Below are 23305 nucleotides of genomic sequence, written 5' to 3' on the forward strand. Positions count from 1 at the left end.
TGAAGTGGCCCACTCCGACGGCTCCCGAATGGACCACGGAGGCGGGCCATCCGCCGACTAGATTCGTCCGCATGACGACCACCGAGAACGCCCAGAGCGCCCAGGACCCCCAGGCCGTCCCGAACACCCGGAACACCGGGAGCGCCGGGAGCACCGAGAAGACCGGGACCCGTCCCCGCACCACCGTGGACTTCTACTTCGACCCCGCCTGCCCCTTCGCCTGGATCACCTCCCGCTGGATCCTGGAGGTCGAACGCCACCGGGACGTCGACGTCCGCTTCCGCGTCATGAGCCTGTACTTCCACAACGAGGGCAACGAACTGCCCGACTGGTACCGGGAACTCGTCGACGCCTCCATCGGCCCGGTGCGCGTGGCGGTGGCCGCCGCCGAACGGCACGGCGAAGAGGTCCTGCGCCCGCTCTACACCGCGTACGGCACCCGCATCCACGAGGGGAAGCGGAAGGACTTCGACGCCGTGATCACCGAATCGCTCGCCGAACTGGGTCTTCCGGCCGAACTCGCCGACGCCGCCCACGACCCCTCGTACGACGAGGCGGTCCGCCGTAGCCACGACGCCGGGAAGGACCCCGACGCCGGGGCGTACGTCGGCACCCCGACGCTCCACGTCGACGGCACGGCCTGGTTCGGCCCGGTCCTGCGCGCCATCCCCCGGGGCGAGCGGGCGGCCGAACTCTTCGACTCCTTCCGGGTCCTGGCCTCCCACCCCGACCTCTTCGAACTGAAGCGCACCCGCACGGGCGGCCTCGACTTCGGCTAGTCCGTGTGCGGCCCCCTTCCCTCCGGGCCCCCGCCGCACGCCGACGGGCCCGGAGGACGGCGGAGCCGACCGGCGCCCCCGCCCGGCCGCCACCGCCGCCCGGCCGTTTTCAGGCGGGCCGACAGATGTCCAGTCGTTCGGCCGACGGCTCGTATCCCGCCGCCCTGTAGGCGGCGACGGCGGCAGCGTTCGAGGTCGGAGCGCTGACGAGGGCGCTCGACGCGCCCAGTTCGCGCAGCGCCGCCGCGGCGGCGACGCCGATCGCCGTCCCGTAGCCGCGACCGCGATGGTCGGCGTGCACGCCCACCGGCTCCAGCAGACCGGGCCTGCCGGGCCCGGCCGACCAGACCGTCGCCGCGGCCACCGCGTTGTCCCGGTCGTCGTAGCCGATCAGGCAGCGGGCGTCGGCATAGGCCGGCCCGGCCGCGAGGGCGTGCCACCTCTCCTCGGTGAACGCCGGGCTGCCGAACGCCGAGCGATGCACCGCGGTCCGTATCCCCGCCGTCTCCGGACCGGCCACCTCGATCCGCAGGCCGGAGTCCTTCACCGGCCGGGCGAGGTCGTGGCGCAGTGGCGTCCACGGCTCGTCCGGAACCCAGCCCGCCTCCAGGAGGACCTCGCGGAGCAGGGCTCCGTCGGGGATTTCGAGGCCGACCTTTCCGGGCGGCAGGACCCCGCGCCCCGGATCGTCGAGGTCCGCCAGCAGCCGGCGCGCCAGATCACCGTCCCGTCGCAGATCCGGCGCGGTCGTCAGGCGCAGCAGGTCGGGGTCGTCCAGGTATCCGACGGCAACGATCCGTCCGTCCGCGCTCCAGGTGCGCACGGCCGCGGCCAGCCTCTCCGCGCCCAGCGCCCAGGCCCAGCCGAGGTCGCCCGGATGGAGTTGCAGCGGCGCGCGGTCGTCCTGCCATGCGCGGAGGGCGTCCAGGACCTCGGTCAGCCCGTCGGTGCCGGGCTCGTTCAGAACGATCGTCATGGCTCGCATCCCACACCACCGCGGCGACCGGCCGCACCCGGTTTTGTCCGGCCGGGCAGACGGGATTTCCGGCACACGCCCTGGTTCGCAACGGTCTTCGTGGTGACGGTCGCAGTACTGGCCGACGGCGCCGGGCGCGAGGGGGCGCAGGCCGCGACCCGGGACCTGAGCGAGCAGTCCGTCGCGGTCGGCCAGGAGGACCCGGACCGGTTCGCGGTGTTCGTGAGTGAGCTGCGGACGGCGGCAGAAGAGCAGGTGTCCGGGCTGCGGGCCGGGGTGCGCGGGGTGCCGGATGCCGTCACGGCCGCGGCCGAGCTGTTCGAGGGGGCCATCGCGAGGAGGGAGGTCGAGGCCGGACGCCGGTTCGAAGGGGTGGCGACCCGGGTGGAGCGGAGGCTCCAGGGGCCCGCGAAGGACGGTGCGGGCGCCGAGCGGCTGAGGGGCGAGCAGCTCAGGCGCGTAGGGGACCGGTCCGCACAGATGGTCCACGCTTTCGGGGCGTGGGGGTCCAAGGCCGACGATCCGGGCGAGGAGCTGGGCGAGGCGCGTCGCAAGGCGATGACCTACCGGCGAGGACAGGCGTACGGCCGGACGCGGTGGCAGGGGGCCGGCCCCGCCGTGCGGGAGGCGGCACCGTCCGGCTGGTCGTCGTGAGGCGATGGGCGGGCGGTATGCCGGGGGCGCAGGAACGTAACCCCCGTCCGATCTCCGCGTTGAGCACCGTGCAGGATGGTCACAGGTGCTCAAATCGGGGTAACGCAGAGTGAGTTCAGAGAAGGCCGACCCCCTGTCCGACTCCGGCCGGGACCCGTATCAGGCCCGCTACCTGGCCCACCAGGAACGCAAGAAGCACACCCTCGTCGAGATCATGCGGCGCCGTCACAGCGACCGCATGTACGACAGCCGGCCCGTCGGGGCCGAGGAGCGGGCCGCGCTGGAAGAGGCCGTCAGCCTCGCCCCGTCCAGTTGTGACCGTCGAGGCGTACGCGCCGTGCCCGTGGACAGCCGCGACCAGCTCGCGCTCCTCGGGGGCCTCCTCGTCGGCGGAACCGGCTGGGTCCACCGTGCCCCGCTCGTGCTGCTGATGATGGCAGACCCGATCGCCTACAAAGCCGGTAACGAGATCGAGTTCATGCCGTACCTCGACGCCGGGTGCATCATCCAGCAGGTCATGCTCCGTGCCACAGACCTCGGGCTGGCAACCGCCTATGTCAACCCGAACATCCGCGACCCGAACCGGGCCCACTTCCACCACGTGTTCGGTGACGGCATCTACTGCGGAGCCGTCGCCCTCGGCCACCCGGTACCGGACTCACCCGACAGACTCCACCACCAGCAACGCCGCGAGGCCCGCTGAGCCGCCGCACGAGGTCGGGTCCGCCCGGCCGGTCGTCGTGGGGCGATGAGCCGGGCGGCGGGGCGGGACGCGGAGGAGACACGCGCCCCGGGGGTGACGGTACGCGCCGCGAGGGGGCGCGGGTGCGCACGGATCGCGCGGGACGAGTGCGCCTTGTCCGCGAGGACCGCATGAGGCGTCGTCCTCGGCGTCGGCCCGGGCGGGCAACGAGCACAGGCAGCGCTCGCTCAAGGCCCTCCGGCGTCGTCATGGCCAGGACTCTCCCGCACCACACCGACACCCGGCCCCTGCGGGAGTGATCCAGAAGAAACGTCCTGGCGGTCCCGGAGCGGCCGTTCGCCGCAGGGGTCGCAGCAGGAAGAGGCGCGTTCGACGCAGACGGTGACGGCGTCGGTGTTGTTCCCGGGGCGGGGGTCGGTCTCGTCGGCGTCCGCGGTGGTGGAGAGGAAGGCGAGGCCCTCGGGCAGCCGGTCGGTGACGGTGGCGCCGGTGGCCGCGTTGGGGCCGGTGTTGCGGACGGGGGTGGTCATGCTCTTCCCCTTCGGTGCTGCCGGGGGCCCCGCCGGCCGGACCCGCGAACGGGGCGGTCGGCGGTGGCCGATGCCCCCGAAGAGCAGCACGTGGCGGAGGGTGGCCGACAGGGACCGACCGCCCGTCCCGGCCATCCCGGCCGGGCGGGTTTGACGGGCACGTGCGGGGCACACGTGACGGGCCGCCGCACCCGCCGTCCGCCCCGTCCGTGCCCCATGCGCCGCTCGGACACCGGACCGATCAGCCGTCACCCCATGACTGGCCGGAAAAGGACACGAAGCGACAGAAGTGCGCCCCTCGATCGCGTGAACCGAAACGCACGAGCATTGACGCGCCGCGTCCGCCGCGTCCGCCGCGCCCGTCGAGCCGGTCGCGCCCGTCGAGCCCGTCGAGCACGGTCCGGCACAGGGCCTAACCCCGGAAGGGCCCCCGGCGCCGGAATCCCGTGAACGTGTGGGTGATGCCGGTCTGCCACCCCGGCTGGGGGAGGACGCGCACACCGCCGAAACCCGCGCGGCGCAGCCGGTCGGCGAAGGCGGGCGCGGTGTCGAAGCCGAGGACGCTGCGCCACAGGTGGCGGTAGAGCGCCTCGTCCCCGTGGCGGCGGCCCCACGGCAGGACGACCGCCCCCATCACCGCCGACCACACCGCCCGGTGGACGGCCCGGCCGCCGAGGGCGTACTCGTGGACGACCAGGCGCCCGCCCGGACGGAGGAGCCCCCGGACCCGGTCGAGGACGTCGTCCGGGTCCGCGACGTTGCGGAAGAGGTAGGCGGCGAAGACCGCGTCGTACGGGCCGTCCACCCCCGCCCCGGCCAGACCCTCCACGGGGGCGTGCACGAAGGTGACGTTCGGGGGCCACGGCTTGCGGAGCGCCCGGTCGAGCATGCCGGCGGACGCGTCGACGCCCGTGACCGAGGCTTCGGGCGCGGCCCGCAGCAGCGCCCGGGTCGACGCCCCCGTACCGCAGCCGAGGTCCAGGACCGACCGGCCCCGCCCGCCGTCCGGCAGGGCGAGGCGGCGGGCGGAGCGGAGCAGGTGCCGGTGGTAGCCGGGGCTCGCCGAGGTCATCCGGTCGTACGTCCGCGAGGCGTGGTCGAAGGCGTGGGCGAGGTCGGCGTCGCGCAACAAGGACATGACCGGTGCTCCTCCGCTGGGGGTGACGCCCGCAGTGTCGCCCATGACCCGCGCCACCGGGGGCGCCACCGGCCGGGGATTGGGCCGGACGGCTCAAGGAGCGGTGCATCCGATCCCGTCGGCGGTACTGAATGACCCGTGAAGCCCGAAGCGATGCCGCCCCCCAGCGAGGGATGACCCCATGCGCGTACCCGATCCGCTCCAAGTCGACCACGACGTGCCGGCCGCCGTCGAGGCGCACCTCGCGGCCGTGCTCGGACGGCGTACGGAGGAGGCGCCGGCCGTCGACCCGGAGTTCGCGGCCGACATCGCCGGCCGGGTGGCGGACTTCGCGCTGACGGGAGGCCGTCGGCTGCGCGCCGAGTTCCTGTGGTGGGCGATGCGCGGCTGCGGCGGCGGAGCCGTCGAGACGCCGTCCGCCCTGGGCGTCGCGGCGGCGCTCGAACTCGTCCAGACGTGCGCGCTGATCCACGACGACGTGATGGACGGCTCACCCCTGCGCAGGGGACGGCCCGCTGTGCACGTCGGGCTGGACGCGCGGTTCGGTACGCGGGCGCGCGAACTGCCCTGCGGCACGTTCGGCGCCGCCGCCGCCGTCCTGGCCGGCGACCTGGCCCTGGCCTGGGCCGACGACGTCTTCGCCGAGTCCGTCGGCGGACGGCCCCCGGCGGCCCGGGCGGCCGCCGTCTGGCGGGCGATGCGCACGGAGATGGTGGCGGGCCAGTACCTCGACCTGCGGTCCCGGGCCACGGGCGACCGCTCGGCCGGACGGGCGGAGCGCACGGCCGTCCTGAAGACGGCGCTGTACTCGGTGGGCCACCCCCTGGCCCTGGGGGCGACGCTGGCGGGCGCGCCCGGGGACACGGCCCGCCGGCTCCGGGAGGCGGGAAGGTCCGCGGGGCTCGCCTTCCAGCTGTACGACGACGTGCGGGGGGCCTTCGGCGACCCCGCGGCCACGGGGAAGCCGGTCGGGGAGGACATCCGGGAGGGCAGGGCGACGTACCTCCTGGCCGTCGCCGGGGAGCGGTGCGCCGAACTGGGGGACCGCGCGGGCCTCGACCTCCTGGAGAGGATCACCGGAGGACCCGGCACGGCCGGCGCGCGCGCCGCCGGCCCCGGAGCGGACGGGTCCCCTCCGGACGGCCCCCGCGCGGACGGGTCCCCTCCGGCCGGTCCGCCCGCCCCCGGGGCCCGGGGCGCCGGTCCCCGTGCGGCCGAGGAGGACGTGCGCCGGGTCCTCGACCTGCTCGTCACGTGCGGGGCCCGGGACCGGGTCGCCCGGCGGATCGAGGAGCTGTGCGGCCGGGGCGCGGAGGCGGTGGCGCGCACCGGGCTCTCGCCGGAGGCGGCGGACAGGATCGGCGCGCTCTTCAGGAGGGCGTGCGGACTGGACCCCTCACCTGCCGGCGGCTCCTCGTCCGCAGGCGGCCCTGCCCCCGCAGGCGGCCCTGCCTCCACCGGCGGCTCCCCGTCCGTCGGCGGCCCCGCCCCCGCCGGTGGCTCCTCGTCCACCGGCCGCCCTGCCTCCGAGGGCGGCCCCGCCGCCGCCGGCGGCCCCGTGCCGGTCCTGACGGGAGAGGCCCGTTGAGGACCGTCGCGGGACCCACGGACCACGTCGTCGTGGTGGGCGCGGGCCTCGCCGGGCTCGCCGCCGCCCTCCACCTCCTCGGCGCCGGACGCCGGGTGACCGTCGTCGAGCGCGACCCGCTCCCGGGCGGGCGGGCCGGCCGGCACGACCTCGGGGGCTACCGGACGGACACCGGCCCGACCGTCCTCACCATGCCCGACATCCTGGACGAAGCCTTCCGGGCGGTGGGGGACTCCCTGCGCGAACGGGTCGAACTCGTCCCCCTCCACCCGGCCTACCGGGCGCTGTTCGCCGACGGCACCCGCCTCGACGTGCACACCGAACCCGGCGCCATGGAGGCGGAGATCACCGCCTTCGCCGGCCCCCGCGAGGCCGAGGGGTACCGGAGGCTGCGCCGGTGGCTGGAGAAGCTGTACGCGGTGCAGATGCGCCGCTTCATCGACACCAACTTCGACTCCCCCCTGCGACTCCTCCATCCCGACCTCGCGCGGCTCGCCGCCCTCGGCGGCTTCGGGCGGCTCGACGGCGCCGTGGCGCGGTTCCTGACGGACGAACGGCTGCGGCGCGTCTTCTCCTTCCAGGCCCTGTACGCGGGGGTGGCGCCCTCGCGGGCGCTGGCCGCCTACGCGGTGATCTCCTACATGGACACGGTCGCCGGGGTGTACTTCCCGCGCGGCGGGATGCACGCCGTACCGGCGGCCATGGCGGACGCGGTGACCCGGGCCGGCGGCACGGTCCGGTACGGCGAACCGGTCACCGCGCTCGAACGCCGGGGCGAGCGGATCACCGCCGTGGTCACCGGACACGACCGGATCCCCTGCGACGCGGTGGTCCTCACCCCCGACCTGCCCGTCGCCCACGGCCTCCTCGGACGCGCTCCCCGGCGCCCGGTCCGGCTGCGGCACTCCCCGAGCGCGGTCGTGCTCCACGTGGGGACGGACCGGACGTGGGACCGGCTGGCCCACCACACCCTCTCCTTCGGCGCGGCGTGGGAGGGCACGTTCGACGAACTGATCAACCGGGGGCGCCTGATGAGCGACCCCTCGCTGCTGATCACCCGGCCCACGGCCACCGATCCGTCCCTCGCCCCGCCCGGCCGCCACCTGCACTACGTCCTCGCGCCGTGCCCGAACACCCGGACCGGCCCGGACGCCGCCCACTGGGGCGAACTCGGCCCGCGCTACCGCGACGCGCTCGTCCGCGAACTCGAACGCCGGGGGCTCGACGGCCTCGGCGCGTCGATCGAGGAGGAGACCCTGGTGACACCGGCGGACTGGACGGCTCTGGGCCACGCGGCCGGCACCCCCTTCTCCGCCGCCCACACCTTCGCGCAGACGGGCCCCTTCCGGCCGCGCAACCTCGTGCGCGGCACCGTCAACGCCGTCCTGGCCGGCTGCGGCACCACGCCCGGCGTGGGCGTCCCGACGGTCCTGCTCTCCGGGAAGCTCGCCGCCGCGCGCGTCACCGGCGGCCGGACCGGGGGCGGCGGGAGACCCGCGGCGCCCTCGACGGGAACGGGCCGCGCCCCCGCGCGCGCCCGCGTGGACGGAGCGGCGCGGTGACGGCCCGGGAACTGGACGCGGCGGGCATCACCGACCCGCGCCTGCGGGCCGCGTACACCGTCTGCCGGCGGCTGAACGCGCGGCACGGCAAGACGTACTTCCTCGCCACCCGGCTGCTCCCCGTCGACCGCCGGGCCGCCGTGCACGCCCTGTACGGCTTCGCGCGGCGCGCCGACGACATCGTGGACGACCTGGGGCCGGGCGCGACGACGGAACAGCGCTCCGCCGCGCTGGGGAGACTGGAGGAGCAGTGGCGGACCGCCCTCAGGGGCGGCGGGGTCCGGGAACCGGTGGTCCTCGCCGCGGCCGACACCCGCGCCCGGTACGCCATCCCCGCCCGCCACTTCTCCGACTTCCTGGCGTCGATGCGCAGCGACCTGACGGTCCGGCGGTACGCCACGTACGCCGACCTGCTCGCCTACATGCACGGCTCCGCCGCCGTCATCGGGCTCCAGATGGTCCCCGTCCTGGGCACCGTCGTCCCCCGCGCGGAGGCGGAGCCGTACGCGGCGGCGCTCGGGCGGGCGTTCCAGCTCACCAACTTCCTCCGGGACGTCGGAGAGGACCTGGACCGGGGCCGCGTCTACCTCCCCGCCGACCTGCTCGCCGCGCACGGGGCCGACGCCGACCTGCTGATGTGGAGCAGGCTCACCGGGGCCCGGGACGCGCGGATCACCGCCGCCCTGAGGGCCGCCGCCGCGCTGACCAGGGACGTCTACCGCGAGGCGGAGCCGGGCATCGCCCGCCTCGCCCCCGTCTCGGTGCCGTGCGTGCGGGCCGCCTTCGTGCTGTACGGCGACATCCTGGGCGCCATCGAGAGGGACGGGTACGCGGTGGTGCACCGCAGGGCGGTCGTCGGCCGCCGCCGCAGGGCGTCCGTCGCGGCGCGCGGCCTGGTGGGCGCCCTCGCCGCCCGCACCCTGCCGCGCCGTCCCGCCCCGTACCCGGCGGACGCCCCGGCCGGGGGACGGGGCGCCCCGGCACGCAGCGGGACGGACCTGGACCGCACGGCGGGAGGCGATCCGAGGTGAGCGTCCGGAAGGGACCCGGGCGCCGGTCCCTGGTGCCGCTGCGGCTGCGCCGGGACGCCGTTCCGTGGGAGCGGCAGCGGCCCACGTGGCGCGAGGCATCCCCGGCGCTGATCGCCGGGGCGCTGGCCCGTGCCGGGCAGCGGCCCTCGGGCAACTGGTACGTCGTCGGCGGCAGCCGCGACCTGGCGGACGGCAGGCCGCTCGGGCGGACCGTGGCGGGCACCGAGATCGTCCTGTGGCGCGACCGGGAGGGTCGGCCCCACGCGGGGCCCGGTGCCTGCCCGCACCTGGGGGCGCCCCTGAAGGACAGCGTCGTGCGGTGCGGGACGCTGATCTGCCACTGGCACGGACTCGCCCTGGACGGCGGCCCCTTCGCGGGCTGGTCGCCGTGGCCCGCGCACGACGACGGGGTGCTGCTGTGGGTCAGGCTGGACCGCGCGGGCGGCGAGCCCCCGACGGAGCGGCCCCCCGTGCCCGGACGGCCTCCGGCGGCCGGGGCGGTGGACGCGGTCTACACGGGCGTGGGGACGTGCGAGCCGGAGGACGTCGTCGCCAACCGGCTCGACCCCTGGCACGGGGCGTGGCTCCACCCCTACTCGTTCGTCGACCTGGACGTGGTGCGGACCCCCACGGACGAGGACGACGAGCTGGTGGTGGACGTGTCGTTCAAGGTGGCCGGGCGCGTCGTGGTGCCGGTCCGGGCCGTGTTCACCGCGCCCGGTCCCAGGACGGTCGTCATGCGGATCGTGGCGGGGGAGGGGGCGGGCTCGGTGGTCGAGACGCACGCGACGCCCCTGACGCCCCCCGGGGCGCCGCGTCCGCGCACCGCCGTGGTGGAGGCCGTCCTCGCCGGCTCGGACCGCCGGGGGTTCGCCGTCGCCCGCCTGGCGGCGCCGCTGCTGCGTCCGGCGATGCGGGCGACGGCGGGCCGCCTGTGGCGCGACGACCTGGCCTACGCGGAACGGCGGTGGGCCCTGCGGGCCAGGGGGGACTTCCCCGGCTGAGGGCGGCCGGTCACGGCGCGCCCCGGCAGGGACGCCCCGTGACCGGCCCCGGCGCGGGCGGGACCGGGGCCGGGGCGCTCAGTACTCCCCGTACGCGCGGGCCAGCCCCCTCAGGAGGGCCGACCGGCCCCGCCGGGGCACCGTCCACAGCGTCTGTCCCCGCAGGCCCCAGCGCCGCAGGTGCGCGTTGGCCGCGAGGAAGCCCGTGGTGGCGGCCCGTTCCATCAGGGCCACCGGGAGGTCGGTGCGGACCAGGTCGCCGGCGACGGTGACGGTGGGGTCGGGGGTGCCGACCCCGGGCCGTCCGGCGTGGCCGCCGACCGCGAAGAGCGGGCAGTCCTGCCGCCACTCGTCGCGCCGGTCCACGATCCGCGCGGCCGCCGTCTCGGGGTAGACGCGGTGGAGCTGTTCGACCACCTCCCGCGCGACCGGGCCCGGACCGGCGGCCGGGTCCGCCGCGTAGGCGTGGAGCTCGACCACGGAACCGCCGGTCTTCGCGGCCCAGCGGGCGGCCTCGCCCTCCCACGCGCCGAGGACGCTGATGTTGTCCAGCGGGCCGTACCCGCCGGTCCCGAGGAACCCGGGCCGGTCCGGGGCCACGGGACGGTCGAGCCAGAGCCGGGTGACGAGGAAGGGCGGAGCCGTACGGAGCCCGGCGACCCGGGAGCGCCACGCCTCGTCGCACAGCGCGGGCGAGGCCGCCGCGACGGCCCGCAGCCCCCCGGTGTCGAGGGCGAGGACGAGCGCGTCGGCGCGTTCCGCCCCGGCCGGACCGTGGACGAGGTGGCCGCCGCCCGGCGCGGCCTCGACGTGGCTGACGGGGGAGCCGGTGCGGATGTCGGCGCCGTGTCCTTCGAGGTAGCGGGCGAGGGGGTCCCACAGGGCCTGCGGATAGGGCTCGTCGGGCACGTCGAAGAGGAGTCCCTCGGAGGAGCCCAGGAAGTAGATGTGGAACATCAGGGCGAGTTCGGCCGCCGAGAGGTCCCCGGGGTCGGCGAAGAAGCTCCGCGAGAACACCTCGAAGGCGAGGTGCCGGGCGCGCTCGGGGAAGCGGATCCGGTCGAGCAGTTCACGGGCGCTGATCCCGTCGTAGCGGCGGTGGACCCCGGGCAGGCCGACGTCCAGGAGCGGCAGCGCCGCACGGGGGTTCATCCGTACGAGGTCCCGCAGGCCGAAACTGGGGCTGAGCGCGGCGAAGCCCACGGCGCTCCAGGGCGGCGTGCGGGGGACGCGCGCGAAACCGTCGTACAGACCGGAGCTGTGGAGCAGGGGGTAGTCGGGCAGCGGCCGGAGCCGTTCGAACCCCGGATCGGTACGCCGGAGCAGACCGCGCAGGTTGTAGTACTGGCGGAAGAAGGCGTGGAAGCCCCGGCTCATCGTCACGGAGGAACCGTCCGCGAGCTCGACCGGCCATCCGGCGAGCCGGCCGCCGAGCGACGCCTCGCGCTCGTACAGGGTCACGCGGACCCCGCGCTCCGCCAGGACGGTCGCGGCGGCCAGGCCCGCGATGCCGCCGCCGACGACGGCGCAGCGCGGTGCGTCCCGGCCCGCCGCCGCCCGCCCCCGGTGGGCGGGGACGACGGCGGCCCTGCGGTCCCGCCCCCGGCGCGGGGCCGGGGCGGAGCGGCGTTCACGGCTGGTCATCGATGGGCTCCTCGTGCCGTTCCGGCCTGGCGCGCCGGGGAAGTAGGGGGAGTTCGACCGCCGTGCGCAGCATGGCGGGGACGGGCGTGCGGAGTCCGACGGAGAACTCCTCGGCCGGGCCGGTGGCGCCGTCCAGGAAGCGGAGCAGGCGCTCGCAGGGGACGTGTTCGAAGAGCCGCGCGAAGAAGGCGGGCCCGTCGAGGCGTCCCGTGTCGAGGCCGCGCAGCAGGACGGCGTCCATCGCGAGCGCCCGGCCGGAGTGCGCGGGCGGGGGGACCGGGCACCGGCCGTGGTGCAGGGCGTCCGCGACGGCCCGGGACTGGCGCTGGATCGCCGCGAAGGCGTACCCGGTGGAGGGCCGGACGGCGCCGCCGGCCGCCCCGACGCGGAAGACGTGCCGGCCGGCCCGGCGGGGGTACCGGCCGTCGCTCATCGGGATGGCCCCCTGCTCGGTGGCGAGGACCCGGAAGGGACCGAGCCGCAGGACGTCCCCGGTGTAACGGGCCAGGGCCCGGTCGTAGGCGGCGGACGCCAGCGGGGCCCGGCCGAACTCGGTGTACTCGACGAGCGCTTCGTACGGGGTGGTGGGGAGGACGTACCCGAAGGAGAGGCCGTGCGCGGGCTGGGGCGTGCGGAAGTCCATCAGTTCCACCACGTCCGGCGTGAACACCGGTGCGTCGGCCCGGACGAACCAGCCCCGGAAGTGCTGGAGCAGGGCGGTGCGGGCGGGGGGACGCACGGCGGGCGGACGGGAGTCGAAGACCCACGCCGCGTGGAGCCGGGCGACGGTGCCGTCGGCACCCCGGCAGGTCACGGCGGCGCCGTCCGGCCCGTCGGCGACCTCCTCGACGGTGGCCTCGACCCGGTGCAGCCCGGCCAGCCGCGCCCGCATCCCCCGCTCGAAGGCGTCGGAGCGGAGCATCTTGTACCGCAGGCCGCCGAGGGGACGCACCGGACCGGAGCCGTCGGGAGCCCGCACGCGGAGCCTGTCCCAGCTCCTCGTCAGGAACGGCTCGTACGGGCCGGGCCCGGCCTCCCAGAAGCACCAGGTGCGCTCCGGGGGCCGCAGGGGACCCGGCGGCGCCTCGACCAGGGTGACGCGGGGAACGGGAACGCCCTCCGGAGGGGCGAGGAGACGCCAGGCGAGGGAGAGGCCGGCCGCGCCCGCCCCGATGACGATCACGTCGGTGCCGGCGGCCATGGTCGCGCGTCACCACCTTTCTCACGTCTCCCCGGGAGGGCCCCGGTACGACTCCCCGGCAGGGGTCGCGGTGGACCTACCCGGGATCGCGGGACGACCCGTCCCGCCGTACTGCATTCGGCCCAGCCCCGGGCACCGGATGCGGCACGTCACCGGATCAGACGGCCGCCGCCACCCGCCCGGCGGCCCGTACGGCCCCGTCGTACCGCTCCAGGAGCAGCCGGGCCAGCTCGGGGGAGGGGCCGAGGACGTCGGCCAGGACGTCCGCCCCCGCCGCCCCGGCGGCGATCCGGTCCGGGAGGCGTCCCGGCGCGATCACGTACGGGGCGACCGCCACCCGCCGGACGCCCGGCTCGGCACGCAGCGCCCGTACGGCGTCCCCGGTGCGCGGAGGACCCCCGGCGGTCACGGCGGAGGCGAACGCGGGCCGCACGGAGCGCCAACCGCTGCGCCGCAGCTCCCGCGCCGTTTCCCCGATCGCCGCGATCGCCTCCGGGTCGGTGGAGCCCGCCGAGGCCAGGACGACCCCGGTCGCGCTCTTGTCGCCGGGCGCGAGCCCGGCCTCGTACAGTCGCCGTTCCACCGCCGCGACCAGCAGCGGCGACGGCCCCAGGACCTCCGCCCGGTGCGTCCGCAGCGACGGAGGGGCCTGCCGCAGGACGGCCGGCACGTCCGTCTTCGCGTGGAAGGCCCTGGTCAGGAGGAGCGGCAGCGCCACCACGTCCCGCACCCCCTCGGCGGCGAGCCCGCCGAGGACCGCCGCCGCCGACGGCGGGTCGAAGTCCAGGAACGCGGTCTCCGCGCGCAGCCCCGGCCGCAGCGCGCCCGCCCGGCGCACCAGCGCCCGGACGGTGGCCGCGTGCCGCGGGTCGCGGCTGCCGTGGGCGATCACGAGGAGGACGGGGCGGTTCACGGAGCGCTCGGGATTCACTTCGCCAGCAGGCCGCGGCTGCGGAGCACCCACCGCTCCAGCGGGCTGAAGATCAGCAGGTCGATCGCGATGCCGACGACCAGGATCAGCAGGATCGCCAGGAACACGCCGGGCAGGTCGATGTTGTTGCGGCCGTTCTCCAGCAACTGCCCCAGGCCCAGGCCCAGGTCGGGGGAGGAGGCGATGATCTCGGCGGCCATCAGCGAGCGCCAGGAGAACGCCCAGCCCTGCTTCAGGCCCGCCAGGTACCCGGGCAGCGCCGCCGGGAGCACCACGTGCCGGGTGCCCTTCAGGCCGGTGGCGCCCATGGTGCGGCCGGCCCGCAGGAACAGCGGCGAGATCTGGTCGACGCCCGAGACCAGGCCGTTGGCGACGGAGGGGACGGCGCCCAGGAGGATCACCGTGTACATCATCGCGTCGTTCAGGCCGAACCAGAGCACGGCAGGCGGCACCCACGCCACCGAGGGCAGCGACTGCAGGCCGGAGAGGATCGGGCCGATCGCGGCGCGCACGAACCTCACCCGGGCCACGAGCAGGCCCAGCGGGGTGCCGATGGCGAGGGCGAGCAGGAAGCCCGCCAGACCCCGCGACACGCTGGTCCAGATCACCTCGAAGAGGGTGCCCTGCAACCACATGTCGACCAGGCCGTCCCCCACCGCGGACGGCGCGGGCAGTTTGGTCTCCTCGGTGATCCCGGCGGAGACGAGGAGCTGCCAGACGACGAGGACCAGGGCGACGGCCAGGACGGGCGGGAGGACCTTCCCGACGAGGACCTCGCGCACCGGGGTGCGGCGGACCTCGACCGCGTCCAGGGCGTCCAGTCCGGCCTCCAGGCCGGCGAGGTCGTCCCGCTTCGCCGCGGCGGCGGTGTCAGTGCTGGCCATGGCGGCGGATCTCCCCACGCAGGTGTTCGGTGATCTCGACGGACAGCTCGGCCACGTCCGCGTCCTCGACGCGGCGCGGCTGCGGAATGTCCACGGTCCACTCGGCGGCCACCCGGCCGGGCCGGGAGGAGAGCAGGACCACGCGCTGGGCGAGGCGCACGGCCTCGCGCACGTTGTGGGTGACGAAGAGGACGGAGAGGCCGCCCGTGCCGGAACCGCCGCTGTTCGCGGTCTCCCAGACCCGGGTCAGCTCGCCGTGCAGCACGTCGCGGGTGATGGCGTCGAGCGCCGCGAACGGCTCGTCCATCAGGAGCAGCCGGCTGTCCTGGGCCAGCGCCCGGGCGAGGGCCACGCGCTGCCGCATGCCGCCGGACAGCTCGTGCACCCGCTTGCCGTACGCGCCGCCGAGCCGCACCAGTTCGAGCAACCGCTCGGCCTCGGGCCGGCGCTCGGCCCGGGGTACCCCGCGCAGCCGCAGGGCCAGCTCGATGTTCTTGCCCGCGGTCAGCCACGGGAAGAGGGCGTGCTCCTGGAACATCAGGGCCGGCCGGCCGCCCGGGGTCGTGATGGACCCCTGGGACGGCCGGTCGAGTCCGGCCACCAGGTTCAGCAGGGTGGACTTGCCGCACCCCGATGCCCCCAGGAGGGTGACGAACTCGCCGGGCGCGACGTCGAGACTGACGTCGTCCAGGACGAGCTGGGCACCGGCCGGGCCGGGGAAGGACTTCGAGACGTGCTCGATCCGGGCGGCGTGCGCGTGCTCCGCCGCGGTGCCCTCGGGGGCCTTGGCGAGTGTCGTGGCCATGGTCGTCACCTCCTGGGGTGCGTGGATGGGCCGGCGGTTACTTGGCGCCGAGGCCGGCGTCGGAGACCCCGGGCCGGCCGGCGGCCTTCAGCACCTTGTTGAGGAGCGTCAGGTCGTAGATGCCGGCCAGGTCGGGCTGCTTGATGAGCCCGGCCCGGACCGCCCACTCGGACTGGGTCCTCAGCGTCGCGGCCAGCGGGTCGTCGGTGATCGCGATGCTGGGCCACGCCGGGTCGATGACCTTGGGGGCCAGGGCCTTGCCGGTCTCCGCCTTCAGCGCCGCGTTGGCCGACGCCTTCGCCTTGTCCGGGTTGGCGTTGATCCACGCGTTGGTCTTCACCGTCCCCCTCAGCACGGCCTCGACGACGTCCGGGTGCTCCGTGAGGAACTTCTGCGACACGATGACGTTCGTGATCACGAACTTCTTGTCGGGCCACAGGGAGGTCTCGTCCAGGAGGACGGACCCGCCCTGGGAGACCAGCTTGGAGGCGGTCGGCTCGGGCACCCACGCGCCGTCGATCGAGCCGGACTTGAAGGCGTCCGGGGTGACCTTGTTGTCCGTGCGGACGACCGAGACGTCGCCCTTGCCGGACTCCGGGTCGACCTTCCAGCCCTTCCCGGAGATCCAGTTGAGGAGCGCGACGTCCTGCGTGTTGCCCTTCTGCGGGGTGGCGATCCGCTTGCCCTTGACGTCGTCCAGGGTCTTGATCTTCTTCGGGTCCACGACCAGCTTCACGCCGCCGGAGGCGGAGCCGGAGACGATCCGCAGGTTCTTGCCCTTGGACTTGACGTAGGCGTTGATGGAGGGCGAGGGGCCGATGAAGCCGATGTCCAGGGATCCGCCGTTGAGCGCCTCGATCTCGGAGGGACCGGCGTTGAAGGTCTGCGGCTTCAGGACCGTGCCGCCCAGCTCCCGCTGGATCAGTCCGTCCTGGACGCCGATCAGCGCGGTGGCGTGCGTCAGATTGGGGAAGTACCCGAGCCGGACCTCGGGGGCGGAGAGCTTCTTCGCGCCGGCCGGGGCCGCGGCCTTCTCCGGCGAGTCGTCCTTCTCGGCCCCGGAGCCGTAGCCGCAGGAGGCGAGCGCGCCGATCAGCAGGGGCAGGGCGGCGACGGCGGCCAGGCCGCGGCGCAGGGTGGTACGGGTGGTGGCAGGCACGGGAAGTGTTCCCCTCGATTCAGCTTCTGCGAAGTCTGCGTTTGTGTCGTTCGGGGTGGAGCGGGTGGAGCCGTGTCGTACCGGTGGTGCGGTACGCCGAGGTCAGCACGCACATCGCGCGACACCTCCCATGCCCGCGCCGAGGGCGCCGGAGCCCACCCGGCCGCCTTCCTTCGCGAAGGTCGCGTAGACGTTCTCGCTCATCTCAGAAGTCCCACCCTTCTTCCTCGTCCGCCGCGGCGGGGGCCCCGGCCGCGGCGAACGCCCCGCCCGCCATCCCGGCCGCGAGCGTGGTGCCGTCCGCCGGGTCGATCAGCAGGAACGAGCCGGTGCGGCGGGAGTCCGCGTACGCGTCGAGCGCGAGCGGCTCGGCCGTGCGGACCACGACCCGGCCGATGTCGTTGGCGACCAGCCGTCCCGGGGCCGGGTGCTGGGAGAGGTCGTCCAGGGTCAGCCGCGAGGGGATGTCCCTGACGATCGCCTTGACCGTGCGGGTGGTGTGCTTGAGCAGGACCCGCTGGCCGACCGAGAGCGGCCGGTCCGCCACGTGGCAGACGGTCGCCTCGACGTCCTGGCTGGTGGCGGGGGCGTCACCGACCGGGGCGATCAGGTCGCCGCGCGAGACGTCGATGTCGTCCGCGAGCCGGATCGTCACCGACTGCGGCGCCCACGCGACGTCGACGGCCGTGTCCGACCCGAGGCCGGTGCCGAGCGCGTCGATCGCCGTGATCGTGGAGGTCCGCCCCGACGGCAGGACGGTGACCTCCTCCCCGACCCGGAAGGCCCCGGCCGCGATCTGCCCGGCGTACCCCCGGTAGTCGGGGTGCTCGGCGGTCTGCGGCCGGATCACGTACTGCACGGGGAAGCGGGCGTGGCAGGCCGTCAGGTCGTGGCTGACCGGGACCGTCTCCAGGTGTTCCAGGACCGTCGGGCCGCCGTACCAGTCCATGTTCGCGGACGGTTCCACGACGTTGTCCCCGGCGAGCGCGGAGATCGGGATCGCGGTGATCTCCGGGACGCCCAGCTCGGAGGCGTACGCGGTGAACTCCTCGGCGATCGCGGCGAAGACGGGCTCCGCGTAGTCGACCAGGTCCATCTTGTTCACGGCCAGGACCACGTGCGGGACGCGCAGGAGCGCGGCGACGGCGGCGTGCCGCCGGGTCTGCTCGACCACGCCGTTGCGGGCGTCGACCAGGACCACGGCCAGCTCGGCGGTGGAGGCGCCGGTGACCATGTTCCGGGTGTACTGCACGTGCCCGGGGGTGTCCGCGAGGATGAACCGGCGCCGGGGCGTGGCGAAGTAGCGGTAGGCCACGTCGATGGTGATGCCCTGCTCCCGCTCGGCCCGCAGGCCGTCGGTGAGGAGCGCCAGGTCGGGCGCCTCCTGGCCCCGGGAACGCGAGGCGTGCTCCACGGCCTCCAGCTGGTCGGCGAGGACCGACTTGGAGTCGTGCAGGAGCCGGCCCACCAGGGTGGACTTGCCGTCGTCGACGGAACCGGCGGTGGCGAAGCGCAGCAGGGTGGTGGCCGCCGCCGGGACGGCCGGCCGCTCGGTGGACGTGCTCATTAGAAGTACCCTTCGCGCTTGCGGTCTTCCATCGCGGCCTCGGACAGCTTGTCGTCGGCCCGGGTGGCGCCCCGCTCGGTGAGCCGGGACGCGGCGATCTCGGCGATCACGGCGTCGAGGGTGGCGGCGTCGGAGTCGACCGCGCCGGTGCAGGACATGTCGCCCACCGTCCGGTAGCGGATCAGACGGGTCTCCACCGTCTCCGTCTCCTTCGGGCCGCCCCACGCGCCCGCGGTCAGCCACATGCCGGCGCGGGCGAACACCTCGCGCTCGTGCGCGAAGTAGATCTCCGGCAGCTCGATCCCCTCGCGCTGGATGTACTGCCAGACGTCCAGCTCGGTCCAGTTGGAGAGCGGGAAGACCCGGACGTGCTCGCCGGGGGCGTGCCGGCCGTTGTAGAGCTGCCACAGCTCGGGGCGCTGGCGGCGCGGGTCCCACTGGGAGAACTCGTCGCGCAGCGAGAACACCCGCTCCTTGGCGCGGGCCTTCTCCTCGTCGCGCCGGCCGCCGCCGAAGACCGCGTCGAAGCGGTGCTCCTGGATGGCCTCGGTCAGCGGCACGGTCTGCAGCGGGTTGCGGGTGCCGTCGGGGCGCTCGCGGAGCTTCCCGGCGTCGATGTACTCCTGCACCGAGGCGACGTGCAGCCGCAGCCCGTGCTTCCCGACCGTGCGGTCGCGGTACTCGATGACCTCGGGGAAGTTGTGGCCGGTGTCGACGTGCAGGAGCGCGAACGGCACCGGCGCCGGCGCGAACGCCTTCAGCGCCAGGTGCAGCATGACGATGGAGTCCTTGCCGCCGGAGAAGAGGATCACCGGCCGCTCGAACTCCCCCGCCACCTCGCGGAAGATGTGCACCGCCTCGGACTCCAGCGAGTCCAGGTGCGACAGCGCGAACGGCGTGTCCGTGGTGCCGTGGACGTGGGCGACAGTGGTGGTCACAGCAGGCCCTTCTCGGTGAGCAGCGCGTGGAGCCGCGCCGCGGACTCCCGCACGGTCTGGTCCTGGGACTCGATCCGCAGGTCGGGCGCCTCGGGTGCCTCGTACGGGTCGTCCACCCCGGTGAGCCCGCTGATCTCGCCCGCGGCCTGCCGGGCGTAGAGGCCCTTCACGTCGCGGGCGGAGCAGACCTCCAGGGGGGTGGCGACGTGGACCTCGACGTAGGGGGTGCCCCCGGCCGCGTGCCGCTTGCGGACGGCCTCGCGGCTGTCGGCGTACGGGGCGATGACCGGGACCAGGACCTTCACGCCGTGCGAGGCGAGCAGTTCGGCGACGAAACCGATCCGCTGGACGTTGGTGTGCCGGTCCTCGCGGGTGAAGCCGAGGCCCGCCGAGAGGAACTCGCGGATCTCGTCGCCGTCGAGGACCTCGACGCGGTGGCCCTCGTCGCGCAGCCGTCCGGCCAGCTCGTACGCGATCGTCGTCTTGCCGGCGCTCGGCAGGCCGGTGAGCCAGATGGTGGCACCGGTCACGTGGTTCTCCCGGGAGGTCTCTGAGGGGGGTCGGGGGGTGGTGGTCATCAGCCGTGCAGCCCGCACTCGGTCTTGGCGCGGCCCGCCCAGCGTCCGGCGCGGGCGTCCTCGCCCTCCAGGACGCGGCGGGTGCAGGGGGCGCAGCCGACGGAGGCGTACCCGTCCATGAGGAGCGGGTTGGTGAGGACGCCGTGCTCCGCGACGTACGCGTCGACGTCGTCCTGGGTCCAGCGGGCGATGGGGGAGACCTTGACCTTGCGGCGCTTCTCGTCCCAGCCGACGACCGGGGTGTTCGCCCGGGTCGGGGACTCGTCGCGGCGCAGGCCGGTGGCCCACGCGCGGTACGCGGTCAGGCCCTCTTCGAGGGGGGCGACCTTGCGCAGCGCGCAGCACCGGTCGGGGTCGCGGTCGTGCAGCCTCGGACCGTACGCGGCGTCCTGCTCGGCCACGGACTGCCGCGGGGTCAGGGTGATGACGTTGACGTCCATGACGGCGTCCACGGCGTCGCGGGTGCCGATGGTCTCCTCGAAGTGGTAGCCGGTGTCGAGGAAGACGACGTCCACGCCGGGCCGGACCCGGGAGGCGAGGTGGGCGACGACCGCGTCCTCCATGGAGGAGGTGACGCAGAAGCGCTCGCCGAAGGTGTCGGCGGCCCACCGGAGGATCTCGGTCGCGGAGGCGTCCTCCAGGTCGCGGCCGGCCTGCTCCGCGAGTGCCCTGAGACCGTCCTCGGTGATGTCCTGGGTGCCCGTCATGTCTCTTCCCCTCCGGGAGGTTCGGTCGAGGCCGCCGGGGCGAGCAGCCCCAGGAACTTCAACTGGAAGGCCCGGCCGCACGCGGCGCATTCCCAGGCGCCGTGACCCCGCTCGTTGGGGCGCAGGTCCTCGTCGCCGCAGTAGGGGCAGAAGAACGGGGCGGCGCGCTCGCTCACCGTGCCCCCTCGATCGCTTCTCCGCCCGCGCGGCGCGGAGGCGCGGCTTTCGTCATCGGCTGCGGCCCGGCGGCCGCGCGTGCGTCGCTCACGACAGCGCCTCCTCGGAGGCGCGGGACGCCCAGGCGGCGAAGCGCTCGCCGGCCTCGCGCTCCGCCTGGAAGCGCCTGAGGACCCGCTCCACGTAGTCGGGGAGTTCGGCCGCGGTGACCTTGAGGCCGCGGACCTTGCGGCCGAAGCCGGCCTCCAGGCCGAGCGCGCCGCCCAGGTGCACCTGGTAGCCCTCGACGCGGTTGCCCGCGTCGTCCAGGACGAGCTGGCCCTTGAGGCCGATGTCCGCGACCTGGATGCGGGCGCAGGCGTTCGGGCAGCCGTTGATGTTGATGGTCAGCGGCTCGTCGAACTCCGGGAGGCGGCGCTCCAGTTCGTCCATGAGCGAGGAGCCGCGGCCCTTCGTCTCGACGATCGCCAGCTTGCAGAACTCGATGCCGGTGCAGGCCATCGTGCCGCGCCGGAAGGGCGAGGGGGTGACCCGCAGGTCGAGCGCCTCCAGGGCGGCGACCAGCGAGTCGACCCGCGCCTCCTCGACGTCGAGGACGAGCATCTTCTGCTCGGCGGTGGTGCGGACCCGGCCGGAGCCGTGCCCCTCGGCGATCTCGGCGATCTTCGTCAGGGTGGCGCCGTCGACGCGGCCGACGCGGGGCGCGAAGCCGACGTAGAACCGGCCGTCCTTCTGCCGGTGCACGCCGACGTGGTCGCGCCAGCGGCCTGCGGGCTCCTCGGGGGCCGGGCCGTCCGTCAGCTTCCGCTTCAGGTACTCGTCCTCCAGGACCCGCCGGAACTTCTCCGGGCCCCAGTCGGCGACGAGGAACTTCAGGCGGGCGCGGTTGCGCAGCCGGCGGTAACCGTAGTCGCGGAAGATCGAGAGGACGCCCTCGTGGACGTCGGCGACCTCGTCGAGCGGGACCCAGGCGCCGAGGCGGACGCCGAGCTTCGGGTTGGTGGAGAGACCGCCGCCGACCCAGACGTCGAAGCCGGGACCGTGCTCGGGGTGGCGCACGCCGACGAAGGCGACGTCGTTGATCTCGTGCGCGACGTCGAGCAGCGGCGAGCCGGAGACCGCGGTCTTGAACTTGCGGGGCAGGTTGGAGAAGTCCTTGTTGCCGACGATCCGGCGGTGGATCTCCTCGATGGCGGGGGTGCCGTCGACGATCTCGTCGGCGGCGATGCCGGCGACGGGGGAGCCGAGGATGGTGCGCGGGGTGTCGCCGCACGCCTCGGTGGTGGACAGGCCGACCGCCTCCAGGCGGTCCCAGATCTCCGGGACGTCCTCGATGCGGATCCAGTGGTACTGGACGTTCTGCCGGTCCGTGATGTCGGCGGTCCCCCGGGCGAACTCCTCGGAGATCTCGCCGATGACCCGGAGCTGTCCGGTGGTCAGCCGGCCGCCGTCGATGCGGACCCGGAGCATGAAGTACTCGTCGTCCAGCTCCTCCGGCTCCAGAACGCCCGTCTTGGTGCCGTCGAGACCCTGCTTGCGCTGGGTGTAGAGGCCCCACCAGCGCATGCGTCCGCGCAGGTCGTTGGGGTCGATGGAGGCGAAGCCGCGCTTCGAGTAGACCGTCTCAATGCGTGTCCGCACGTTGAGACCGTCGTCGTCCTTCTTGAACTGCTCATTGCCGTTGAGGGGAGTGAAGTGCCCCACGGCCCACTGCCCCTCGCCACGGTGCCGCCCGGCCTTGCGGCGGGCGGTGGCGGGGGTGGGGTTTTCCGGGGTGGCGGCCATGGCGTCTTGTCCTTCGGGACTGCGGGAGGGCGGCTCTGACCTGCACACGCGCGCTCAGGTCGGAGGGTGGCGCGGCGGTGCGCAGCAGGGTGGGGCAGAGTCGGGCGGAAAGGCGGTCTCGGCGGTGCTGGTTCTCTCAGCGGGCCGGACAGATGGCGCTGGACATGCGGCCGAGGTCGACGTGTCGCCGACTCACCAAGGCAATTCCAGTTCCGGACATGGCGGAAGCGTGGCACGGGACTTTGGACCCAGTCCACCATTGTCCGTGATATGGACATTACCGTCTCATGTGACGAGATGATGTGGTCCGGGTCACGTGAGGGGGGCCGCGACCGGCCCCCCTCCGGCGGTCGGGATCAGCCGTGGGCGCCGGGCCACGGGCCGGGCGTCACGCCCTCCTCGGTCTCCTCCACCCGCGTGTCGAACAACCGGAAGCCGCGCCGCTCGTAGTTGGCCATGGCGTGCGGACCGTCGAGCGAGCAGGTGTGCAGCCAGACGCGCCGCGTGGCCTCCCGCCCCGGCCACCGGTCGGCCAGGTCCCAGGCGCGGGCCGTCCCGTACGAAAGGAGGTGACCGCCGATCCGGCGGCCCCGGAAGGCCGGTATCAGGCCGAAGTAGACGATCTCCACCACGCCGTCGGCCTGCGCCTCCAGCTCCACGTAGCCGGCCGGCGTCCCCTTCTCGTACGCCACCCAGATCTCGGTCCCCGGCCGCTCCACGATCTCCCGCCACTGCGCGTGCGTCAGCGGCAGGCGGTCGGACCAGTGGACGTCGCCGCCGACGGCGGTGTAGAGGAAACGGCCGAACTCCGGCGACGGGACCTCGGCGCGCCGCACCACCACGTCGCCCTCCGGCGGGACGGCGGGACGCAGGTCGGACGGGGAGGTCTGTTCGAGGGACCAGGTGGTGAGAGTGATGCTCATGGGCTCATCGCATCATGCGGAGGGCGGGATTCCCAGGGCGG

The 23305-nt window shown here is 74.7% G+C and carries 24 protein-coding genes; 7 read left to right on the forward strand and 17 right to left on the reverse strand.

The genetic code is table 11. The annotated features are described in order from the left end of the window. The first annotated feature begins 71 nt into the window (after positions 1-71). The gene (locus ACZ6AQ_RS07930; protein WP_468758318.1) at positions 72-779 is read left to right on the forward strand and encodes a mycothiol-dependent nitroreductase Rv2466c family protein; all 708 of its coding nucleotides are present in this window, start codon (positions 72-74) and stop codon (positions 777-779) included. 109 nt (positions 780-888) lie between these two features. Here ACZ6AQ_RS07930 and ACZ6AQ_RS07935 read toward each other — a convergent pair whose 3' ends face one another. After that, positions 889-1755 (reverse strand): GNAT family N-acetyltransferase, encoded by an 867-nt coding sequence (locus ACZ6AQ_RS07935; RefSeq protein WP_468758319.1) that lies wholly within the window; start codon positions 1753-1755, stop codon positions 889-891. A gap of 102 nt (positions 1756-1857) precedes the next feature. Between ACZ6AQ_RS07935 and ACZ6AQ_RS07940 the strand changes: the two genes are divergently transcribed. Together ACZ6AQ_RS07940 and ACZ6AQ_RS07945 are read left to right on the forward strand one after the other, a co-directional pair. Next, entirely contained in the window at positions 1858-2409 is a 552-nt protein-coding gene (locus ACZ6AQ_RS07940) for a hypothetical protein (protein WP_468758320.1), read from the forward strand. A gap of 109 nt (positions 2410-2518) precedes the next feature. Beyond that, positions 2519-3112 carry a nitroreductase family protein gene (locus tag ACZ6AQ_RS07945; RefSeq protein ID WP_468758322.1) on the forward strand — a complete coding sequence of 198 codons (594 nt, stop codon included), beginning with the start codon at positions 2519-2521 and terminating at the stop codon, positions 3110-3112. Between the two features lie 227 nt (positions 3113-3339). Here ACZ6AQ_RS07945 and ACZ6AQ_RS07950 read toward each other — a convergent pair whose 3' ends face one another. Further along, positions 3340-3642, reverse strand: coding sequence for a hypothetical protein (locus tag ACZ6AQ_RS07950; protein ID WP_468758323.1), 303 nt, complete (start codon positions 3640-3642; stop codon positions 3340-3342). Positions 3643-4054: 412 nt separating this feature from the next. Continuing rightward, positions 4055-4780, reverse strand: a complete 726-nt coding sequence (locus ACZ6AQ_RS07955) for a methyltransferase domain-containing protein (protein WP_468758324.1) — start codon at positions 4778-4780, stop codon at positions 4055-4057. Positions 4781-4961: 181 nt separating this feature from the next. Between ACZ6AQ_RS07955 and ACZ6AQ_RS07960 the strand changes: the two genes are divergently transcribed. Genes ACZ6AQ_RS07960 through ACZ6AQ_RS07975 form a run of 4 tightly spaced genes read left to right on the forward strand, consistent with a single transcriptional unit; the run spans position 4962 to position 9965 of the window. Beyond that, positions 4962-6368, forward strand: coding sequence for a polyprenyl synthetase family protein (locus tag ACZ6AQ_RS07960; protein WP_468758326.1), 1407 nt, complete (start codon positions 4962-4964; stop codon positions 6366-6368). Beyond that, a complete protein-coding gene (crtI, locus tag ACZ6AQ_RS07965) occupies positions 6365-7930 on the forward strand; it encodes a phytoene desaturase family protein (RefSeq protein WP_468758328.1) in 1566 nt (521 codons plus the stop codon). Before ACZ6AQ_RS07960 ends, crtI begins: the two co-directional genes overlap by 4 nt. Then, positions 7927-8961, forward strand: a complete 1035-nt coding sequence (locus ACZ6AQ_RS07970; RefSeq protein WP_468758329.1) for a phytoene/squalene synthase family protein — start codon at positions 7927-7929, stop codon at positions 8959-8961. The genes crtI and ACZ6AQ_RS07970 overlap by 4 nt, the downstream gene beginning before the upstream one ends. Continuing rightward, positions 8958-9965: a DUF5914 domain-containing protein gene (locus ACZ6AQ_RS07975; RefSeq protein ID WP_468758330.1), complete on the forward strand. Its 1008-nt coding sequence runs from the start codon at positions 8958-8960 to the stop codon at positions 9963-9965. Before ACZ6AQ_RS07970 ends, ACZ6AQ_RS07975 begins: the two co-directional genes overlap by 4 nt. A 78-nt stretch (positions 9966-10043) precedes the next feature. Here the strand turns inward: ACZ6AQ_RS07975 and ACZ6AQ_RS07980 are convergent, their stop codons facing one another. From ACZ6AQ_RS07980 to ACZ6AQ_RS08045, 14 genes are all read right to left on the reverse strand, one after another. Next, positions 10044-11609 (reverse strand): FAD-dependent oxidoreductase, encoded by a 1566-nt coding sequence (locus ACZ6AQ_RS07980; protein ID WP_468758331.1) that lies wholly within the window; start codon positions 11607-11609, stop codon positions 10044-10046. Then, entirely contained in the window at positions 11596-12810 is a 1215-nt protein-coding gene (locus tag ACZ6AQ_RS07985) for a lycopene cyclase family protein (RefSeq protein ID WP_468758332.1), read from the reverse strand. Before ACZ6AQ_RS07985 ends, ACZ6AQ_RS07980 begins: the two co-directional genes overlap by 14 nt. 157 nt (positions 12811-12967) lie before the next feature. Further along, on the reverse strand, positions 12968-13723 hold the full coding sequence (locus ACZ6AQ_RS07990; RefSeq protein WP_468758333.1) for a sirohydrochlorin chelatase: 756 nt from the start codon (positions 13721-13723) through the stop codon (positions 12968-12970). 14 nt (positions 13724-13737) lie between these two features. Next, positions 13738-14625 (reverse strand): ABC transporter permease, encoded by an 888-nt coding sequence (locus tag ACZ6AQ_RS07995; protein WP_468758334.1) that lies wholly within the window; start codon positions 14623-14625, stop codon positions 13738-13740. Continuing rightward, positions 14612-15430, reverse strand: a complete 819-nt coding sequence (locus tag ACZ6AQ_RS08000; RefSeq protein ID WP_468758335.1) for an ABC transporter ATP-binding protein — start codon at positions 15428-15430, stop codon at positions 14612-14614. The genes ACZ6AQ_RS07995 and ACZ6AQ_RS08000 overlap by 14 nt, the downstream gene beginning before the upstream one ends. Before the next feature lie 37 nt (positions 15431-15467). Next, positions 15468-16589 carry an aliphatic sulfonate ABC transporter substrate-binding protein gene (locus ACZ6AQ_RS08005; RefSeq protein WP_468758337.1) on the reverse strand — a complete coding sequence of 374 codons (1122 nt, stop codon included), beginning with the start codon at positions 16587-16589 and terminating at the stop codon, positions 15468-15470. A 205-nt stretch (positions 16590-16794) separates the two neighbouring features. Beyond that, entirely contained in the window at positions 16795-18156 is a 1362-nt protein-coding gene (locus tag ACZ6AQ_RS08010) for a sulfate adenylyltransferase subunit 1 (RefSeq protein ID WP_468758338.1), read from the reverse strand. After that, entirely contained in the window at positions 18156-19094 is a 939-nt protein-coding gene (gene cysD / locus ACZ6AQ_RS08015; RefSeq protein ID WP_468758340.1) for a sulfate adenylyltransferase subunit CysD, read from the reverse strand. The genes ACZ6AQ_RS08010 and cysD overlap by 1 nt, the downstream gene beginning before the upstream one ends. Then, positions 19091-19672 (reverse strand): adenylyl-sulfate kinase, encoded by a 582-nt coding sequence (gene cysC, locus ACZ6AQ_RS08020; RefSeq protein WP_388696840.1) that lies wholly within the window; start codon positions 19670-19672, stop codon positions 19091-19093. The genes cysD and cysC overlap by 4 nt, the downstream gene beginning before the upstream one ends. Beyond that, positions 19672-20379 (reverse strand): phosphoadenylyl-sulfate reductase, encoded by a 708-nt coding sequence (locus ACZ6AQ_RS08025; protein WP_468758341.1) that lies wholly within the window; start codon positions 20377-20379, stop codon positions 19672-19674. Before ACZ6AQ_RS08025 ends, cysC begins: the two co-directional genes overlap by 1 nt. Next, on the reverse strand, positions 20376-20555 hold the full coding sequence (locus tag ACZ6AQ_RS08030) for a hypothetical protein (RefSeq protein ID WP_388696844.1): 180 nt from the start codon (positions 20553-20555) through the stop codon (positions 20376-20378). Before ACZ6AQ_RS08030 ends, ACZ6AQ_RS08025 begins: the two co-directional genes overlap by 4 nt. Before the next feature lie 88 nt (positions 20556-20643). Continuing rightward, positions 20644-22341: a nitrite/sulfite reductase gene (locus tag ACZ6AQ_RS08035; RefSeq protein ID WP_468758343.1), complete on the reverse strand. Its 1698-nt coding sequence runs from the start codon at positions 22339-22341 to the stop codon at positions 20644-20646. Positions 22342-22477: 136 nt separating this feature from the next. Further along, positions 22478-22561: a putative leader peptide gene (locus tag ACZ6AQ_RS08040; protein ID WP_310591794.1), complete on the reverse strand. Its 84-nt coding sequence runs from the start codon at positions 22559-22561 to the stop codon at positions 22478-22480. A 136-nt stretch (positions 22562-22697) separates the two neighbouring features. Then, entirely contained in the window at positions 22698-23264 is a 567-nt protein-coding gene (locus ACZ6AQ_RS08045) for a GNAT family N-acetyltransferase (RefSeq protein WP_468758344.1), read from the reverse strand. Positions 23265-23305 lie beyond the last annotated feature (41 nt).

This window comes from Streptomyces sp. NPDC041191, assembly GCF_055591945.1.

What these genes read in the sequence shown, in the direction of transcription:
- ACZ6AQ_RS07930 (WP_468758318.1), top strand. Translation starts at nt 72, where the DNA reads ATGACGACCACCGAGAACGCCCAGAGCGCCCAGGACCCCCAGGCCGTC.
- ACZ6AQ_RS07935 (WP_468758319.1), bottom strand. Translation starts at nt 1,755, where the DNA reads ATGACGATCGTTCTGAACGAGCCCGGCACCGACGGGCTGACCGAGGTC.
- ACZ6AQ_RS07950 (WP_468758323.1), bottom strand. Translation starts at nt 3,642, where the DNA reads ATGACCACCCCCGTCCGCAACACCGGCCCCAACGCGGCCACCGGCGCC.
- ACZ6AQ_RS07955 (WP_468758324.1), bottom strand. Translation starts at nt 4,780, where the DNA reads ATGTCCTTGTTGCGCGACGCCGACCTCGCCCACGCCTTCGACCACGCC.
- ACZ6AQ_RS07960 (WP_468758326.1), top strand. Translation starts at nt 4,962, where the DNA reads ATGCGCGTACCCGATCCGCTCCAAGTCGACCACGACGTGCCGGCCGCC.
- ACZ6AQ_RS07980 (WP_468758331.1), bottom strand. Translation starts at nt 11,609, where the DNA reads ATGACCAGCCGTGAACGCCGCTCCGCCCCGGCCCCGCGCCGGGGGCGG.
- ACZ6AQ_RS07985 (WP_468758332.1), bottom strand. Translation starts at nt 12,810, where the DNA reads ATGGCCGCCGGCACCGACGTGATCGTCATCGGGGCGGGCGCGGCCGGC.
- ACZ6AQ_RS07995 (WP_468758334.1), bottom strand. Translation starts at nt 14,625, where the DNA reads ATGGCCAGCACTGACACCGCCGCCGCGGCGAAGCGGGACGACCTCGCC.
- ACZ6AQ_RS08000 (WP_468758335.1), bottom strand. Translation starts at nt 15,430, where the DNA reads ATGGCCACGACACTCGCCAAGGCCCCCGAGGGCACCGCGGCGGAGCAC.
- ACZ6AQ_RS08010 (WP_468758338.1), bottom strand. Translation starts at nt 18,156, where the DNA reads ATGAGCACGTCCACCGAGCGGCCGGCCGTCCCGGCGGCGGCCACCACC.
- cysC (WP_388696840.1), bottom strand. Translation starts at nt 19,672, where the DNA reads ATGACCACCACCCCCCGACCCCCCTCAGAGACCTCCCGGGAGAACCAC.
- ACZ6AQ_RS08025 (WP_468758341.1), bottom strand. Translation starts at nt 20,379, where the DNA reads ATGACGGGCACCCAGGACATCACCGAGGACGGTCTCAGGGCACTCGCG.
- ACZ6AQ_RS08035 (WP_468758343.1), bottom strand. Translation starts at nt 22,341, where the DNA reads ATGGCCGCCACCCCGGAAAACCCCACCCCCGCCACCGCCCGCCGCAAG.
- ACZ6AQ_RS08040 (WP_310591794.1), bottom strand. Translation starts at nt 22,561, where the DNA reads ATGTCCGGAACTGGAATTGCCTTGGTGAGTCGGCGACACGTCGACCTC.
- ACZ6AQ_RS08045 (WP_468758344.1), bottom strand. Translation starts at nt 23,264, where the DNA reads ATGAGCATCACTCTCACCACCTGGTCCCTCGAACAGACCTCCCCGTCC.